General features: G+C 66.7%; 12 protein-coding genes. 2 read left to right on the top strand and 10 right to left on the bottom strand.

Annotated elements, in window-relative coordinates; all coding sequences use genetic code 11:
- The first annotated feature begins 31 nt into the window (after nucleotides 1-31).
- Nucleotides 32-232 carry a response regulator transcription factor gene (locus OG226_RS12410; RefSeq protein WP_329348964.1) on the top strand — a complete coding sequence of 67 codons (201 nt, stop codon included), beginning with the start codon at nucleotides 32-34 and terminating at the stop codon, nucleotides 230-232.
- On the opposite strand, the gene OG226_RS12405 is transcribed toward OG226_RS12410, so the two are convergent.
- The 7 genes from OG226_RS12405 to OG226_RS12375 all read right to left on the bottom strand — a co-directional run bounded on the left by OG226_RS12405 (nucleotide 229) and on the right by OG226_RS12375 (nucleotide 10,223).
- The gene (locus tag OG226_RS12405; protein WP_329348963.1) at nucleotides 229-936 is read right to left on the bottom strand and encodes a response regulator transcription factor; all 708 of its coding nucleotides are present in this window, start codon (nucleotides 934-936) and stop codon (nucleotides 229-231) included. The two genes, OG226_RS12410 and OG226_RS12405, sit on opposite strands and share 4 nt — an antisense overlap.
- On the bottom strand, nucleotides 936-2,111 hold the full coding sequence (locus OG226_RS12400) for a sensor histidine kinase (protein ID WP_329348962.1): 1,176 nt from the start codon (nucleotides 2,109-2,111) through the stop codon (nucleotides 936-938). Before OG226_RS12400 ends, OG226_RS12405 begins: the two co-directional genes overlap by 1 nt.
- 71 nt (nucleotides 2,112-2,182) lie before the next feature.
- Nucleotides 2,183-4,375, bottom strand: a complete 2,193-nt coding sequence (locus OG226_RS12395) for an MMPL family transporter (RefSeq protein ID WP_329348961.1) — start codon at nucleotides 4,373-4,375, stop codon at nucleotides 2,183-2,185.
- Between the two features lie 416 nt (nucleotides 4,376-4,791).
- Nucleotides 4,792-7,074, bottom strand: a complete 2,283-nt coding sequence (locus OG226_RS12390; protein WP_329348960.1) for an alpha-L-rhamnosidase — start codon at nucleotides 7,072-7,074, stop codon at nucleotides 4,792-4,794.
- Nucleotides 7,075-7,119: 45 nt separating this feature from the next.
- Nucleotides 7,120-7,899, bottom strand: a complete 780-nt coding sequence (locus OG226_RS12385) for a carbohydrate ABC transporter permease (RefSeq protein WP_329348959.1) — start codon at nucleotides 7,897-7,899, stop codon at nucleotides 7,120-7,122.
- A gap of 43 nt (nucleotides 7,900-7,942) precedes the next feature.
- On the bottom strand, nucleotides 7,943-8,872 hold the full coding sequence (locus OG226_RS12380; protein ID WP_329348958.1) for a carbohydrate ABC transporter permease: 930 nt from the start codon (nucleotides 8,870-8,872) through the stop codon (nucleotides 7,943-7,945).
- Nucleotides 8,873-8,951: 79 nt separating this feature from the next.
- A complete protein-coding gene (locus OG226_RS12375; RefSeq protein WP_329348957.1) occupies nucleotides 8,952-10,223 on the bottom strand; it encodes an ABC transporter substrate-binding protein in 1,272 nt (423 codons plus the stop codon).
- A gap of 345 nt (nucleotides 10,224-10,568) precedes the next feature.
- Between OG226_RS12375 and OG226_RS12370 the strand changes: the two genes are divergently transcribed.
- Entirely contained in the window at nucleotides 10,569-11,588 is a 1,020-nt protein-coding gene (locus OG226_RS12370; RefSeq protein ID WP_329348956.1) for a LacI family DNA-binding transcriptional regulator, read from the top strand.
- A gap of 70 nt (nucleotides 11,589-11,658) precedes the next feature.
- On the opposite strand, the gene OG226_RS12365 is transcribed toward OG226_RS12370, so the two are convergent.
- From OG226_RS12365 to OG226_RS12355, 3 genes are all read right to left on the bottom strand, one after another.
- On the bottom strand, nucleotides 11,659-12,324 hold the full coding sequence (locus OG226_RS12365; protein WP_329348955.1) for a response regulator transcription factor: 666 nt from the start codon (nucleotides 12,322-12,324) through the stop codon (nucleotides 11,659-11,661).
- On the bottom strand, nucleotides 12,321-13,517 hold the full coding sequence (locus tag OG226_RS12360; protein WP_329348954.1) for a sensor histidine kinase: 1,197 nt from the start codon (nucleotides 13,515-13,517) through the stop codon (nucleotides 12,321-12,323). Before OG226_RS12360 ends, OG226_RS12365 begins: the two co-directional genes overlap by 4 nt.
- A 112-nt stretch (nucleotides 13,518-13,629) precedes the next feature.
- The gene (locus OG226_RS12355) at nucleotides 13,630-14,775 is read right to left on the bottom strand and encodes an ABC transporter substrate-binding protein (RefSeq protein WP_329348953.1); all 1,146 of its coding nucleotides are present in this window, start codon (nucleotides 14,773-14,775) and stop codon (nucleotides 13,630-13,632) included.
- Nucleotides 14,776-14,797 lie beyond the last annotated feature (22 nt).

Here is a 14,797-nt window from a genome sequence, read left to right as displayed (position 1 = left end):
CGAGTCCGCGCTGCGCCCGGCTCCAACCGGCATGGCCCGCCTTACCGAACGTGGGTACCAAGTTCTGGGTGTGTTCGCCACCGGCCTCGCCAACGACGACATTGCGAAACGGCTCTACCTGTCGACGTACACGGCCAAGGCACATGGCAAGCGGCTCATGGCCGAGGTAGGGGCGCGTGACCGGACTCAACTGGTAGTCGGCGCCTACCAGACGGGCTTCACCCGAAGCTAGTCCGTTCGACGGACCCGTGGTTCCCCGGTCTGCTGTGTGGAGCCGGGGCGGACCATGCCGGTCTCGTAGGCGATCACCACGAGTTGGGCGCGGTCCCGGGCGCCGAGTTTGGCCATGGCCCGGTTCAGGTGGGTCTTGACCGTCACCGGCGTGACGAAGAGTCGCTCGGCGATGTCCTGGTTGGAAAGGCCCGTCGCCACCAGAGTCATCACCTCGCGCTCCCGGGGGGTCAGGGTGGCCAGCCGGTCCGGATCGGTGGGACCGTGCGGTGCAGGCTGCGCGAGGAAACGGGAGATCAGGCTTCTTGTCGCGGCGGGAGACAACAGAGCCTCCCCCTTCGCGACCAGCCGGACGGCGTCGAGGAGTTGTGCGGGCTCGACGCCCTTGCCCAGAAACCCGCTCGCTCCGGCGCGCAGCGCTTCGGCGACGAACTCGTCCACTTCGAACGTGGTGAGCACCAGCACCTTCACTCCGGCCAGGTCCTCGTCCTGGCCGATCAGCCGAGTGGCTTCGAGGCCGTCGACCTCGGGCATTCGGATGTCCATCAACACGACCTCCGCCTGCTCACTGCGGGCCAACTCGACCGCCTCGCGACCGTTGGAGGCCTCCGCGACGACCTCCATGTCCGGCTGGGCGTCGATGAGCAGCCGGAAGGTGCCACGCAGCAGTGCCTGGTCGTCGGCGAGCAGGACACGAATGGTCATCAGGAACCTTTCGAGGAAAGGGTGACGGGGAGTTCAGCGAACACGTGGAAGCCGCCTTCCGGCCGAGGCCGGGCGGTGACTTTGCCGCCGATCGCGGCGGCGCGCTCGCGCATACCAATCAGGCCGTGACCCGTGCCGGCGCCGTTTGCCGTGCCGGGGCGGCCGTCGTCCGTCACCGTGATCCGCAGGCTCTCCGGTCGGTAGTCCAGCGCCACTTGGACGTGCGTGGCCGCCGCATGCTTGTGGGCGTTGGTGAGTGCCTCCTGGATGATGCGGTAGGCCGTCAGATCCGTGGTGGGCGCCACCCATTCCGGCTCGCCACTGCGTACAACTTCCACGGGTAGGCCACTGGTGCGGAAGGAGTCGACCAGGTCGTCGAGGCCGCTGAGGCTCGGAAGGGGGTGACGGGGTTCGGGGGCGTCGTCCGACTCGCGGAGCAGGCCGACCATGGCGCGCAGTTCGTCGAGTGCGTTACTGCTGTTCTCCTTGATGTGTGCGAGGGCCTGGTACGCCGTGTCCGGGTCAGTGCGCATGAGGTGTTGGGCCACCCCGGCCTGGGCGTTGACCAGAGTGATGTGGTGGGCGACGACATCGTGCAGGTCGCGGGCGATGCGGATGCGCTCCTCGGTGACCCGGCGGCGGGCTTCCTCCTCCCGGGTGCGTTCGGCGTCTTCGGCGCGGGCCACGACCCGGGCGAGGCGGATGCGGCGCCTGCCGATGGCGTCTCCGAGGGCGGTGGCCGCGATCGCCAGGTCGAGTCGTGCGAGAGCTTGTGCGGAGAAGGCCGGCTGCGAGGTGGCCATCGCGTAGGTGGTGGTGATGGCGATAGTCGCGGTGAGCCCCACGGCCCAGGCAGAGCGACGGTCAGTGTGGGTCGCGAAGGTGTACAGGGCGACCAGGCTTGCCGCCGGGGCCAGCCAGTATCCCGGCGCGTTGGCCATGTGAGCCAGGTCGATACCGAGCGTGACGACGACGACCGCCAGGGGCCAGCGGCTGCGTACGACCAGGGGCGCGCAGGCCAGGACCGTCCAGCCGACTCCTTCGGCGCGGGGGAGGTGCCAGCCGTCTTTGCCCGCCGCGTTCGCCACCACGGCGATTGCCACCAGCAGCGCAGCCGGGAACGCGTCCCTGACCCGATCATGGCGAGTCCACCAGCTGAGCCATGTGTGTGTCACTTGCACCCCTTTACCGTACGCAGCGCGGGCCGGGGCGAGCGGCCCCGGCCCGCGCTGTCGACGGCTGATTATCAGTCTGGGATCCCGGCCGACTGCGGCACGCGAACCGGGTTCGGGGTCCGGTCGGCGGGCTCATCGGGCGGGCCTTCCACCGAAACGCGGGGAAGGGTCCGGTCCAGCCAGCGCGGCAGCCACCAGTTCGCGCGTCCGCATAGGTGCATGAGGGCGGGTACGACGACCATCCGGATGAGCAGGGCGTCGAGCGCGACGGCTACGGCGAGGCTCAGACCGAATTCGGCGATCATGCGCATCCCGCCGAAGACGAAGGAGCCGAAGACGCAAAACATGATGGCGGCGGCCACGGCGATCACCCTGCCGGTCTCGGCCTGGCCGACCCGGACCGCGCTCCGGTTGTCCCCGGTGCGGGCCCATTCCTCGCGCATCCGGCTGACCAGGAAGACCTGGTAGTCCATGGAGAGTCCGAACATGACGCCGATGATCAGGATCGGTACGAACGACTCGATCGGACCGGCCGACCCGGCTCCCAGCAGACCGCTGCCGAAGCCGTGCTGGAAGACGAGGACGATCGAGCCGAAGGCGACACCGATGCTGAGGATGTTGAGCAGCGCACCGACGGCCGGGATCAGCAGACTACGGAAGGCGATGGTCAGCAGCAGGAAGCCGAGCACGGCGATCACCGCCAGGAACATCGGCAGCTTGCCGATCAGCACCGATGCAAAGTCGTCGTTACTGGCCGTCGTACCCCCGATGTACACGTGTATCGAGGTGCCCTTCTCCAGCCGTGGGACCACGTCCGAGCGCAGATGGTCGATGAGATCGGACGTCTTGACGGACTGCGGTGACGTGGTCGGCACCACGCTGATCACACCGACGTCCTGCCCGTCGCGCATCGGGGCCGCAGAGACGCTCGCCACGCCGTCGACCTGGCGAAGCTTGTCTGCCAGGTCGGCAGCCGCGACCTTGTCCGCGGCGCTGGGCGCCTGGACGGCCAGCACGAGCGGGCCGTTGAAGCCGGGGCCGAAGCCGTCGGCCATCATGTCGTACGCCTGACGGTTCGTCGACGATGTCGGCAGGTTGCCGTCGTCGGCCGAACCCAGGCGCAGGGACAGCGTCGGGAACGCGACGGCCGTGACGATCACCACGGCGATGGCTCCGAGGATCCTCGGCCGGGCCTGGACCCGCGCTGCCCACCGCCCCCACAGCCCGGCCTCGTCGGGATGGTGATCGTGACCGGCCAACTGCCTGCGCTGCTTACGGCTGAGGACCTTGAGTCCGATGAAGCCGAGAAGTGACGGCAGCAGGGTGATGGCGGCCAACACGGTCAGGATGACGGTGATGGCGGCGCCGATGACCATGCCGTTGAGGATGCCGAGGCGCAGCGTGAACATTCCGAGGAGCGCGATGACCACGGTCAGACCGGCGAAGATCACCGCGCGGCCGGAGGTGTTGAGGGACTTCGCCGTCGAGTCGCCGACGCTCATGCCGTCCATGAGGTTGTGGCGGTGGCGGTTGACGATGAACAGCGCGTAGTCGATGCCGACGCCGAGGCCGATCAGCGCGCCCAGGGTGAGCGTGGTGTCGGGGAGGGTGACGACATGGCTGAGCAGCATCACGGACAGGGAAGCGGTACCCACGCCGGCGACGGCCGTGATGATGGGCAGCACAGCCACCCACACCGCCCGGAAGACCAGTAGCAAGATGACGAACGCCGCGACGATGCCGAGCCCTTCACTGGCCGGGTTCGACGCGGGGGTCACGGAGAAGGCCTGGCCGTTGAGCGCGACATGCAGCGTCCCGGACTCAAGTGAGGTGGCGAGCTTCTCCACCGTCTTGGTCTGTGCCTCGCTGCTGCCCTCGGCGAAAGCAACGGTCGCGTACGCCGTCGTACGGTCCTTGCTGATCTGCTGATGACCCGCTGCTGTGTACGGGCTGCCCACGGACACCACACCTGGCGAGTGTGCGACCCGGTCGAGTGCGTTCGCGATGTTCCGCTGCACCGAAGCATCGGTCACCGTGCCGCTGCGCACCTGCCAGACCACGGTCCCGCTCTCGCCTGCCGAACTGCTCGCGCCCTGCTTCAGGAGAGCCATGGCCTTGGCCGAGTCGGTGTTCTGCGCGGTCGTGCTGTTGCCGAAGTTGGTCCCGGCCACGCTGAGCCCGGCTACCAGGGCGAACAACAAGCCCACCCAGGCCAGAAGGACGACGAGCCGGTGCCTATGGCACCAGCTGGCTAGAGCGGACATTTGGGGTCCTCCGGAGTTGTGCCACAGGGTTGTGCCGGCGATCTCCGGCATCGTCTCGAAGGTCGCACCTACGCGATCTCTCGTCATTGGCCCAGCGCAGACACTTGCGCCTACTGCGATCGCAGCAGACATCCGCGGCCAGTGGCGTAGCCCCTGAGACCTTGGCTTCGGGAGCGACCTCCACGCCTCTGCACCGTGGTGCGGAGGCGTGTGTGCAAGAGCGAGCCGCACAGCGGGTCGTGGACGAGGTCGTCAAGGTCACCGCAGGCGTCGAGTTGAAGTATCTGGCCGACTTTCTCGGCCAAGGTCATACGTGAGATCAGTTCGGCGACGCGTTCGTCGACAGGCGTACTCGGATCGAGGCAGGGCTCGGGATGCGGAGTTTTGGGGGCCGGTGGCGCGCACGGGCGGGTGGTTCATCCAGCCACTCCGTTCTGAACGGGCAACCGCGAGAGCTCGACGTCGAGGGTGTGATGTCCGGACGGCAGTTCGCGGTCGGCGTGGCCCGGCCAGCGAAAGACCGCGCTGCTGCCCATGGGGATGGTCATCGAGACCGTCACGCGGTCGTCCTGCCGGCGCCATTCGATGGAGACTCGGCCGTGGGGGGTCTGCAGTGCGCACCGAGCCCAGTCGATGCCCTCCGCAACCTGCGGTGCCACCAGGACTTTGCGGTAACCAGGGGTCAGGGGCGCGATGCCTCCGACGGTGCGATGGATCCAGTCGGCGACTGCCCCGAGCGCGTAGTGGTTGAAGCTGGTCATGTCGCCCGGGTTGATGCGGCCGTCCGGCAGCATTGAGTCCCAGCGCTCCCAGACGGTCGTCGCGCCCATGGTGACTGGGTACAGCCATGACGGGCATTCGCGCTGGAGAAGCAGGCGGTACGCGGCGTCGATGTGCCCCGTCGAGCTCAGAGCGCCGGTGACGAAGGGCGTTCCGGCGAAGCCGGTCGAGATCCGGTGGCCGCTCGCCTCGACGAGTTGAGCCAGCCGGTCGCCGGCCCAGGCCTGTTCCGTTTCGTCGAGCACCCCGAACGCGATAGCCAGCGTGTAGACGGAGGCGCAGTCGCTCTTTATGCGCTGATTGCCGACGTAGTGGCGACGGAACGCGCCCCGGATGTTCGCGGCCGTAGAGGCGAATGCGGCGGATTCCACGGATTTACCCAGCAGCTGTGCCGCCTGCGCGACGAGCATCATCGTGCGGTACGCGCACGCGGTTGCTACCACGCCAGGGTCTGCTTTGGCGCGTTCGGGGTGTTCGGAGGGGGCGTCCGGGTCGAGCCAGTCGCCGAACTGGAAACCTGTGTCCCACAGGCCCGAAGGGGACAGCGATGCGCGGACCCTCCGCGCGTGGGCGAGCATCGTCGGGAACGTCTCGCTGAGGATCGTGATCTCGCCGTACGCCTCCCACAGTGCCCAGGGAACCCAGACAGCAGCGTCACTCCACAGGGCAACCGGGTGGCCGGTCGGTGGGCCGGCTGCCGCGTCGACGGCATGCTTGAGGATGTCAGGAACGACGAGCGGGACGACACCGGCGTGGGAGTGCTCAAGCGTGAGGTCACGCAGCCAGTCGAGGAGGAAGTCCTTCACGTCGAACAGAAAAGCGGCCGTCGGCGCGAACGCTGAGAGGTCTCCCGTCCAGCCGAGGCGTTCGTCGCGTTGCGGGCAGTCGGTGGGGACGTCGACGAAATTGCCCTGCATTCCACGGACGACGTTCGCGTGGAAGGTCGTCAGATCTGGGTCGGAGCACTCGAACTCACCGGTCCGACGCAGGTCGGACGAGATGACGACGGCGGTCACCGCGTCATCGACCGGAAGCCCTTCCGGCCAGTCTCTGAGCTCGGCGTAGCGAAACCCGTGGAAGGTCATGGTCGGCTCGAAGGTGTCGTCGCCGCCGCTCAACGTGAAGTGGTCGGTCGCCAGAGCCGAACGCAGTGGTCGTACGCACAGCTCGCCGTCTTCGAGAACCTCGGCGTGCCGTGCCGTGATGACCGTCCCCGCTGGTCCGCGCACACGGAGCTTGAGCCAGCCAACGATGTTCTGTCCGAAGTCGACGAGGATCGAGCCGGAAGCGCTGTGCCATGTTCTCTGCGGCTGCAGGTGGGCGATCCGTCGTACCGGCGGCGCGGGGTCGAGGCTGAGGTGGCTGCTGTCGTAGTCCACGATGCGGACACCGGCCCAGCCTTCGGCCTGAAATCCAGGGTGCAGCCAGGCATCGTCCTCACGTCGGGCATCGATGGCCTGACCGTTGTACAAGTCGTCGGCGACCACCGGCCCGGGGCCGGACATCCACGACTCATCGGTCGCGACCACCGCCTCGTGCCCGTCGGCGTAGGTCAGCCGCAGTTCTGCGAAGCCAGCGATGTCTGGACCGTAGCGATGCGTCTCTATCCAGCCCAGACGTCCGCGGTACCAGCCGTTGCCGACTGTGATCGCTAGCGTGGAGGTCTCGTCGACGAGATCGGTCACGTCGAGTTCGACGAAGTGCAGTCGCCACTCGTAGCTGGTCCACCCTGGAGTCAGTACGGCGTCCGTCACGGGCCGTCCGTTGATCCAGGCCTCACAGATGCCCAATGCGGACAGTCGCAGGGTGGCCGCGACCAGTCCTCCGTGCCCTGGCTCGGTGGAGAACTCCCGGCGGAACCGCGGGGCTGAGTCGATGTCGTTTTCGGGCACGATGAAGCGCCCCGTCCAGATGGTCACGTAGATTCCAATTCACCAAGGAACGGTGGGGGGATAACGATGGGCTCAGCCCTTGAGGCCGCCTGCAAATCCTTGGACGATGTAGCGCTGCAGAGCGAAGTACGCAATCAGGATCGGCACGATGCTGATGATGATCCCGGCGAAAATAAGATTCCATTGGGCGCCGTATTGGCCCACGAATCCGTAGACGGCAACAGTGATCGTCTTGTTCCCCGAACCCGACAGGTAGAGCAGTGGTTGCAGGAAGTCATTCCAAGTGAACACTGCATTCAGGATGATGACCGTTCCTGTGATCGGCCGCATCAGGGGGAATACCACCGACCAGAAGGCGCGGAATGCGCTGGCGCCGTCGAGCGCGGCAGCCTCTTCGAAATCGTGGGGCAGTGCGCGCATGAAGCCGGCGTACAGGAAGATCGTGAACGGCATCGATTGGCCGACGTTCGCAAGAATGACGCCGCTGAGCGAGCCGAGCAGGTGGATGTCGCGCATCGTCTGGTACAGCGGGAGCAGAGCGAGCTGCATCGGAAGCAGGAGTCCCGCAAGGAATGCGAAGTAGCTGACGGTGGACCATCGAGAGCGCAGCCGGGAGAGGGGGTAGGCCGCGGACGAGGCGAAGATGACCAGGAAGACGATGGTCAGGACCGTGACGATCGCGCTGTTGATGAGCCCGCCGCCGAGAGCGCCCTGGTGCCAGGCATCGGCGAAGTTTTGGAGGGTCGGATGCTTGGGAAGTGCAAGGGTCGAGCTCTGGTCTGCAGGAGCCTTGAAGGCGGTGTTGAAGAGCAGAAAGATTGGGAAAATGAACACCAGGGCTGTCAGGATCATGACGGCCTCAAGTACCCCTGTCCTCCATGTGTAGCGATACATCTCAGCCTTCGTTCTTCGAGATCATCCGATACTGAAACGCCGATGCGGCAGCCACGAACAGGGTTAGTACGACGGCCAGGGCGGCGCCGTTACTGAATCGCCCCAACTGGAAGGCGTTTTTGTAGATCAGCGTCGAGATGGTGTCGGTGGCGCCGCCGGGTCCACCCTGGGTCATCACGAGGACTTGGTCGAACAGTTTGAAGCCCCCGATAAGGGAGAGCATCAAGTTGATCGTGATCGCCGGAGCCAGCATCGGCCGGACGATGTACCAGAATCGCCGGATCGGGCCGGCTCCGTCGATCGCCGCCGCTTCGATCACCTCGTCGGGAATTCCCTGGAGTCCTGCGAGAAAAATGACCATGGAATATCCGACGAACTGCCAGATGACGACCGCGATGATCGCCCAGATCGCGACTTTCGGGTCGCCGAGCCAGTTCTGGCGCATTCCGCCGAGGCCGATGTCCTTGAGGATCTGGTTGAGTGCCCCATCCGGGGCGAGGAGGTTCTGCCAGAGGAACCCCACCGCGATCGACGTGATCACCACCGGTGCGAAGAAGAGAACCCGCAGGAAGTTCCGCGATTTGATCTGCGAGTTCACGCCGAGGGCGATGAGCAGGCCGATGGCATTCTGAACAACTGTGACAGTTACAGCGATCAGCAGGGTGTTCTTGATCGCTGTCAGGCTGTTCGTGTCGTCGAAGATCGACCGGAACTGATGGAAGCCCACCCAGTGCCTGACCGACGAGACACCGTCCCAGTCGGTGAAGGCGAAGAGGCTGCCCTGTACCGCAGGAACGATCACCGCGAACGCGTAGAGAGCGGCTGCGGGAAGAACGAACCACCACACCGACTGTGCGTAACTGCGATACCGACGCCTCGATCTCAAGGCTGGCGCGTCCGTGCGCGCCGGAACAGTGCTTGTTGTTGCCATGATGAGACTCCTTGCTGTCCCTCGCAGAAGGACAGCGCGGTGCACACGTTCCTTGCGTCGCGCTGTCCGTTCTTCCAGCTCATCCCTTGTAAGCGGCATCCATTGCGGCGAGTACGTCCTTGACCGAGGCCTGTCCGCCCAGGAGCTTCTGCATCTCGTCCTGGTAGACCTGGGTCATGTTGGCGTTCGGCCAGGTCTGGTCTGGGAAAGCGGCGGTCTTGTCGCTGTGCACCTGGTCGGAGACCCCCGCCAGAGTCGGCGCGGGCTTGAATCCCTCCACCGCGGTGCTGGGGAAGATGGATCCGGCCTTGACCGCGATGTCCATGCCTTTCTTGGACATGTAGAAGTCGAGGAACTTCTTCCCCAGCGTGACGTTGCCCTTGGCGTTGACGCCGTATCCCGCGCCCAGGCCGACCGGCAGGACTGTCTGCGAGGGGTCGTCCGTTGCGGGGAGCGCGGCGGTCTCGAACGACGTACCGCTCGGGGCGTACTTCTCGATGTCCACGATCTGGTTGCTCACCGTCACGATGCCGAGGGCGCCCCCCGTGGCGACCTGCTTCTGCGCGATCTCGAGGCTCGTTCCGAGCGAGTCCTTGGTGAAGCACCCGGCGTCGAGCATCTGCTTGTACTTCGTCAGCGCCGTAGTCCACTCGGAGTCGCTGAACGTCGCCTTGCCGGCCGCCTGTTGCGCCGAGAAGTCCGGGTTCGGTCCGTACACGAGAGTGGCCGTGAGAGCGAAGGGAAGGTAGTTGAAAGTACCGCCGGCGAGTCCAGCCATCGCGTAGGCAACCTTGCCCTTGGCCTTCGCGGCCGAGCAGAGGCCGAGCACCTGGCTCCACGTGGTGGGTGCCGTCTTTCCGACGGCCTTGAGTGCCTGCGTGTTGTACGTGGCGGGGACGATGGTCGAGTTGTTGGCGACCATCAGCACCTTGCCGTCGGCGCTCATGACTTTCTTGGTCGCTTCGTTGAATTTCGAAGCCCAGCTCTCGGAGGAGAGGTCTGCGAGGTACTGGCCCTTGGCCAGGGTCTGTGCCGAGATCGGGTTTCCCTTGCCCGGGAACACGACGTCGACATCGGATGCGGTGCCCGAGACGAGCTGGGTGTTGATCTGCGTCAGGATGGCCGGCCAGGGATAGCCGGTCGACTTGACCTTGACCCCCGGATTGTCCTTCTCGAACTGGGCAATGACCGCCTTCATCACGGTGTCATTGGACCAACCGGCAACCGTGAGGGTCTTGCTGCCGCTGCCGGAGGTGGCCGAGGCGGAATTCGGGTCGGTCGAACATCCGGCCAGTGCCAGAGCTGTGGCCGCACCGACACTGGCGACCGCGAGTGCGCGGTTTCTTCGCATGAAATTCTCCATTGGATTTCAAACGTGGAGCCTGGACGTTACGGGCCCGCACAAATCGGGACTCGTCCGGCGATGTGCTAGTGACCGTAGGACTCGAGGGTGAGAGTGTCAACCGGTCTACAAAAACTGGCTCGCGAAGCTCCAAGGCGGCCGGTGGGGCGGTGATCTGGAGCAGAAGTGCTGCTCAGGCAACAGTGCTCAGGCGTGCGCGATCGGATTCGGCGGCGACCGGTCTACAAGATCGGGGCGTGAACCGGATGTGCGGTGGTAGCCTCGCGCATGGTTTCAAGAAGGAGGGCAACCGTGGGATCGGATGCGTCCGCCGGTGCTGCTAGGCGTCCGTCGATGGACGACGTGGCCCGGGCTGCTGGAGTGTCCAAAGGGGCGGTGTCTAAGGTGATCCGCAACGCGTACGGGGTCAGCGATGCCATGCGGACGCGCGTGGAGGACGCGATCCGGGAACTGGGGTACCGGCCCCGCATCGCGGCCAGGGCCATGAGGGGGTCGAGCTTCAGCATCGGTCTGGAGATCCCCAACCTCGGCAACGACTTCCTGACCCAGATCATGCAGGGTGCGGCCGCGCAGTTGGCGGGTTCGAGCTACCAACTCATGATCGCCCCAGGAATCGGCGAGCTCAGCGGTGAGCCGGTCCTGGAGAATCTGGCCGACCGCCAGGTCGACGGACTCATCGCGATCTCGCCCGAGGTCACACCAGCCTGGCTCGAGACCCTTGCCCTCGAGCTTCCCATTGTCCTCATCGGACGCCACGACGCCTCCGCCAACTACGACACGGTCACCAATGACGACGTCGCAGGTACGACGTTGGCCCTCGACCATCTGCGCACCCTCGGGCATGAGCGGATCGCGCACCTCACGATGCGGATGCAGCCGGAGGCCCAGGCGCGCGCCCCGCACTCGCTCCGCCTGCTGACGTACGAGCAGATGACCGCCGACGCCGGCCTGGACTCGATCGTCGAATACTGCGGTGACGCACAGGACGACGCTTACGCCGTAGCACGCGAACTGATAAGCCGTGATCCCTCGATCACTGCCATCTTCGCCGGGCACGACACCCTGGCGATCGGCGTGCTTCGTGCGCTCGCGGATCTGGGACTGACCACCAAGGACGTCTCCGTAGTGGGGTATGACGACATCCAGCTCGCTGGCCACCCGATGGTGTCCCTTTCGAGCGTCTCGCAGTTCGGCGAGAAGATGGGCGCGATCGCGATAGAGCTGCTGATGGAGCGGATCTCCACCGGGCGAACGGCTGCGCGCCACTACCAGATCCACCCGGAGCTACGCGTCAGAGCCTCGTCGCAGGCCGCACGCAGCCGCACTCTGCCCGAGAGCCGCACGGGAAGCTGAGCGCCGGACACCCAGAGCCAGACCGAGTCCGGTGCATTGGATCTGCCGAGGGTCAGCGCCCGCATCAGGATCAGTTGAGTTCGATCAGGCCGAGTCGGGCGGCTTCTGTGACGGTGCCGGCGCGGTTCTCGGTGCCGAGCTTGCGGTAGATGCGGACGAGATGGGTCTTGATCGTTGCCTCAGCCAGATGCAGGGTGCCGGCGATCGTCCGGTTCGTGTGTCCATGGGCCACAAGCCGGACGACTTCGATCTCGCGCTCGCTCAGCAGCGGACCCGACTCGGCAGGATGCCCGATGAACTGCGCCGCGGCCTCAGGTGCCAGCGCCATGCCTCCGGCCGCCGCGGCGCGTACGGCGCGGAACAGTTCGTCGGGAGGGCCTGCCTTGAGGACGTAGCCGCGCGCGCCGGCCTCTACGGCTCGCAGGACGTCGGCCTGGTGGCCGTGGCTGGTGAGTACGACGACCCGGGCGGTGGTGGAGGTGGCCAGGATCCGGCGGGTCGCCTCGATGCCGTCGATGACGCCGTCTGCCGCACCGGTGTCCGACAGCCGGAGGTCCATCAGCACCACATCGGGGCGCAGTTGCTCCACCTGATGCACCGCGTCGGTGCCGTCGCCGGTCTCGCCGGCGACGGTAAAGCCGGGTTCGCTGTCAAGGAGCGCACGCAGACCGGCTCGTACGACAGTGTGGTCGTCCACGATCAGAATCCGCAGTGCTGGACCAGGATTCTCGTTCATCGGGCGCCCACCGGGATCCGGTCCTTGGCCTGCAGGGTCGCCCGGACGCGGGTGCCCTGTCCAGGCGTGCTGTCGATGGTGAGGGTGCCGCCGAACACACCCAGCCGGTCACGTGCCGCGGCCAGCCCGAATCCGCGACCTGTGCCTGGCGGTAGCAGGGCCGTGGGGCCGAACCCCACTCCGTCGTCCAGGACCTCGATGGCCGCGCTCCCCGCGTCGCCGTAGGCCAGGGTGACGCGTACGTTCCGGGCGCGTGCGTGTTCGCAGGCGTTGGCCAGGACTCCCTGAGTGACCCGCAGGAGGGCCACGGCCTGATCTGTGCGCAGGGGGCAGGGCTCGTACTCGGTACGGAAGGTGATCCCGGGCGACCCGGCTACGGCGCCGGTGCGGGCGCACAAGTCGCGCAGCGCCGCCTCCAAGCCGTCCCGTGCGAGCAGGGGCGGAGTGAGGTCGTCGATGATGCCGCGGGTCTGCGCGAGATGCTCGCCGAGAGCTCCGGTCACCGACCGTACCTGCCGCCGGGCAATGTCTGGTCGGCGGTCCCAGTCCCGTTCGGCGGCCTGCAGCAGCATGCGGCTGCCCGAGAGTTCCTGGGCGAGCGTGTCGTGCAGGTCCCGAGCGATCCGGGCTCGCTCGGCGAGCCGTCCGGCCTCTCGCTGCTGCTGTGCCAACTCGCCCCGTGCGGCGGTGAGTTCGCGGGTCAGTTGCTGCTGGGCGTGGTAGAGGAACACGGTCGCCCACAGGGCGGCAACCGGTGGTGCCAGCACATCGGCGTCGAAGCCACCACCGGCCCGCAGCAGAGCCGCCACCAGAAGTGCCGTGAGGCTGCCGAGCGCGATGACCACCGCCACACGAGTGGGCATCCGCAGCGCCAGTACGGCCAGCGGCACGGCCAGCCATGCGTACCCGAAGGCAAGCTGCGTCGGGAGGGTCCATGCCACCCAGGACCACAGCAGCATGAGAAGGCCGAGCCAGGCAGGTTGGGCCCAGCGGCCCAGCCGATCCCACCGGGCCAACCCGGCTGCGTACAGCAGGGCCAGCGCGGCCGTGGGCGGCGCGATGCGCCAGCACAGCTCGTGGTTCAGCTCGAAGAGCCGCACCAGGGTGCCGACGACGGCGACCAGGAACACCAGGTGCGGGAGACACCGCGCGGAGACAGAGGGTCGACGTACGGCGAAGGCGGTGACGGGCACGGCTGCGGCTCCCTGGGGCGGGCCGGGCGGAGGCGACAACAGGTCCAGAAGTGTAAGCCGGGACCTGTTTGAACGCTGTAAACGCCCAGATGGGGCCGTGCCCGCGCTGATGTCAGCTCCCCGGATGCAGACCGAGCCAGCCCGGCGACGGATCACCCTTGACCTCGCCGAAGTACAGGGAGAACGTCTGCCGCAGCCGCTCGGCCTCGGCGCGGTCCTCCATGAACCTGGGGAAGCCGTCGACGTGGGCGTTCGGGAACTCCCACACCGGCTTCAGGCTGGCATTCGGTGTGACGTCCGTACGCACCGACCAGCCGTTGAAGCTGGCCAGCTGGCGCTCCTCGGAGAGCACCCAGTTCAGGTACAACTTCGCCGCGGTCGGGTTTGCCGCCTTCTTCAGGATCGCGGCCCGCTGCCCCCAGGCCATGAAGGGGTGGTCGCCGGTCGGAACGACCCACTTCACGGTGGTCGACGTGGAGACCGTGCTGCCCGAGCCGCCCACTCCGATGGTCTTCACCCCGCCGTTGACCGCGGCGCCCGGGGTGTTCGTACCCCGGGCGAACTGGGGCTGCTGCGCGGCGAACTGCGCCACCCAGTCCCAGCCGTACTTCTGCTGGTAGAGGGAGTAGAGGTACAGCACCGCGTCGTCGTCGTTCGGGTACGAGGAGGCGATGGCGCCCTTCCAGCGCTCGTCGAGCAGGTCCAGCGGAGTCCTGGGCGCGTTCGCCCCAGCGGCCTGGATGTCGTACATGAAGCTGAAGGCGATGACGAAGAGCGCCGTCCACGCGCCGTCCGGGTCCTTGAAGCCCTTGTGGACCTTGGAGAAGCCGGCAGGCTTGTAACGCAGCAGCTTGCCCTCCTGCTTCCAGCGGGTGAAGTCCTGGAGCGTCTGCAGCTGGACGACGTCGGGGACCAGGGTGTCGGTCGCGAGCTGGTTGTCCACGCGGACGTCGTGGTACTTGCTGTAGTCCACGGCGACCGTCAGCGGGACCTTCGGGAAGCGGGCGGCCCAGGCGGCCCGTACCCCCGCTGCCTGGCCGTCGACGTCTCCGCCCTGGTAGAGGACGAGCTTGCCGCCTTCGGCGATCGCCGCCTCGTAGAGCTCGTCGATGGAGCGGGTCTCCTCACGAACACCGGTGAGCGAAGCGCTGACGGGGGTGGCCGCCTGCGCGTCGGTCGCGACGGCCGCGGCGGCACCGCCGAGGGCGACACCGGCTCCGGTGGTGAGCAGCCGGCGCCTGCTGAAGTTCCTGGGCATCGTGAGGGTCCTCCTGCTGGTT

Source organism: Streptomyces sp. NBC_01261, from assembly GCF_036226385.1.
GTDB lineage: Bacteria > Actinomycetota > Actinomycetes > Streptomycetales > Streptomycetaceae > Streptomyces.
Note: the sequence above shows the minus strand (reverse complement) of the source record. Positions and strands in the feature narration are given on the sequence as shown.

Coding starts and splice junctions, on each gene's coding strand:
- OG226_RS12355 (WP_329348953.1), bottom strand. CDS start 14,775: ATGCCCAGGAACTTCAGCAGGCGCCGGCTGCTCACCACCGGAGCCGGT.
- OG226_RS12365 (WP_329348955.1), bottom strand. CDS start 12,324: ATGAACGAGAATCCTGGTCCAGCACTGCGGATTCTGATCGTGGACGAC.
- OG226_RS12385 (WP_329348959.1), bottom strand. CDS start 7,899: ATGATCCTGACAGCCCTGGTGTTCATTTTCCCAATCTTTCTGCTCTTC.
- OG226_RS12370 (WP_329348956.1), top strand. CDS start 10,569: ATGGACGACGTGGCCCGGGCTGCTGGAGTGTCCAAAGGGGCGGTGTCT.
- OG226_RS12375 (WP_329348957.1), bottom strand. CDS start 10,223: ATGCGAAGAAACCGCGCACTCGCGGTCGCCAGTGTCGGTGCGGCCACA.
- OG226_RS12405 (WP_329348963.1), bottom strand. CDS start 936: ATGACCATTCGTGTCCTGCTCGCCGACGACCAGGCACTGCTGCGTGGC.
- OG226_RS12380 (WP_329348958.1), bottom strand. CDS start 8,872: ATGGCAACAACAAGCACTGTTCCGGCGCGCACGGACGCGCCAGCCTTG.
- OG226_RS12410 (WP_329348964.1), top strand. CDS start 32: ATGGCCCGCCTTACCGAACGTGGGTACCAAGTTCTGGGTGTGTTCGCC.
- OG226_RS12395 (WP_329348961.1), bottom strand. CDS start 4,375: ATGTCCGCTCTAGCCAGCTGGTGCCATAGGCACCGGCTCGTCGTCCTT.